A 2,003-nucleotide genomic window follows, 5' to 3' on the forward strand; every position below is an offset into this window, starting at 1 on the left:
CAGACCGACCTGCAGAAGGACCTCGCGCTCAAGTTCAGCGCGACCTTTGACTTGCGCCCGACCATCGAGGTCAAGGATTACGAAGGCCTCAAGGTGCCCGAGTCCAAAGTCGAGGTCACCGATGAGCAGGTTGAAGAGGCAATCGAGCGGTTTCGTTTGCGGCAGGCGACGCTCAAGAAAATCGAGGACCGCACGATCGTCGAGGAAGACGACTACGCGCTCGCGACTATCGAGGCCTTCGAGGACGGCAAGCCGGTGTCGGCCACCAAGACTGAGGACCGGCTGGTCGAGGTCTCCGAGCGCGCGCTCGCGCATGGGGTTCACGAAGCGCTGATCGGCGCCGAGATCGGCAAAGAGATGAAGTCCGCGAAGACCTATCCGGACGACTACAGCCACAAAGAGCTGGCCGGAAAGACGATCGAATGGCGCGCGACGCCCAAGGAAATCTATCGGCGCGAGCTGCCGACGGTCGACGATGATTTTGCGAAGGACCTCGGCGACGAGAACCTCGAGGCGTTCCGCACCCGCGTTCGCAGCGAGCTGGTTGCGCATGCGCAGCAGGAAGCCGACGCGCGCGTGCGCCAGGGATTGCTCGATCTCGTGATCGAGCGCAATCCGGTCGAGCTGCCCGAGTCGCTGGTCGCGCGCGAGCTGAGCGCGATGGAAGCCGAGCTGCATCAGACGCTCGAAGCGGGTGGGCTATCGCATGAGGACGCGACCGAACGGATCAAGCAGAATGCCGAGGACCTGAAGACGCGGGCAGAGAAGCGCGCGCGCACGGCGCTGATTGTCGACGCGCTCGCGGAGCAGGAAAAGATCGAGATCAATGATGAGGAGCTCGGCGATCGGGTGGCGGCGATCGTGACGCAGAGTGGCCGAAACCGGGATCGCGCGGCCGAGTTTTATCGCAAGGAAGAAAGTCGCGAGGCGCTGCGCCAATCGATGCGGCGCGAAAAGGCGCTCGATTTCATCTTGAGCCGCGCGAAGCGTGAAGATACGCCGACAGAATCAGGTTCAGATTCACCGTCTGAGACGCCTGAAGAGGGTTCATCTGAGCCGAAATAGCAGCTTTGCTACACGGTTCAGCGCCATCCACGGTTGCTCGACCATTTCGCAGACGTTACAATTTGAAGGCGTCAGCGGCCTCTTCTTAATCGTCGTCGGAACCGGGCTGTGGCGCGGGTTGGAGGTATGAGCAACCTGGTACCGATGGTGGTCGAACAGACCGGTCGCGGAGAGCGGGCTTACGACATCTATTCTCGCCTGCTCAAGGACCGAATCGTCTTTTTAGGGACCGAAATCAATGACGACGTCGCCAACCTGGTGACGGCGCAGTTCCTGTTCCTCGAGTCCGAAGATCCCGAAAAAGAGATCAATTTTTATATCAATTCGCCCGGCGGATCGGTGACGGCTGGGATGGCGATTTACGATACAATGGAATTTATACGGCCGCCCGTCTCGACGCTGTGCCTCGGGCAGGCGGCGAGCATGGCCGCGATCATGCTGCTGGCGGGTGCCAAGGGGCGGCGTTATGCGCTTCCGCATTCACGGATCATCCTGCATCAGCCGCTCGGCGGGATGCAGGGACAGGCGAGCGACCTCGAGATACACGCGAAGGAAATTTTGCACGCGCGGGAGGAAATCAACAACATCATAATGAAGCATACCGGACAGAATCTTCGAAAGATCGAAAAAGACACCGATCGCGATTACTTCATGGCGCCGCAACAAGCGGTTGAATACGGACTTATCGATGAGGTAATCGTTAGTCGAAGGCCGTCCAAGTGAGCCGCGGAGGCAAATAATGGCCAAGCATGACGACCGCTCGGGCAATCTGGTTTGCTCGTTTTGCGGCAAGAGCCAGGACGAAGTTCGCAAGCTGATTGCCGGCCCAACGGTTTATATTTGCGACGAATGCATCGACCTTTGTAACGACATAATCGCCGAGGAGACCGACAGCGAAGAGGCGTTCAGCCAGAGCTCCGCGGTGCCCAAACCCGCCG

Annotated in this window: 3 protein-coding genes; all 3 read left to right on the top strand. The window is 59.5% G+C overall.

Annotated elements, in window-relative coordinates:
• Window positions 1-1,065 (top strand): trigger factor (gene tig, locus WB650_RS18655; protein WP_423961575.1); only part of this gene is annotated, 1,065 nt, incomplete at its 5' end.
• Between the two features lie 126 nt (window positions 1,066-1,191).
• Window positions 1,192-1,788 (top strand): ATP-dependent Clp endopeptidase proteolytic subunit ClpP, encoded by a 597-nt coding sequence (clpP, locus tag WB650_RS18660; protein ID WP_331582889.1) that lies wholly within the window; start codon window positions 1,192-1,194, stop codon window positions 1,786-1,788.
• A gap of 16 nt (window positions 1,789-1,804) precedes the next feature.
• Window positions 1,805-2,003: ClpX C4-type zinc finger protein (locus tag WB650_RS18665; protein WP_423961577.1), on the top strand; the 199-nt coding region annotated here is incomplete at its 3' end.

The organism is Binatus sp. (SeqCode) (assembly GCF_049584895.1).
Taxonomy (GTDB): Bacteria; Desulfobacterota; Binatia; order Binatales; family Binataceae; genus Binatus.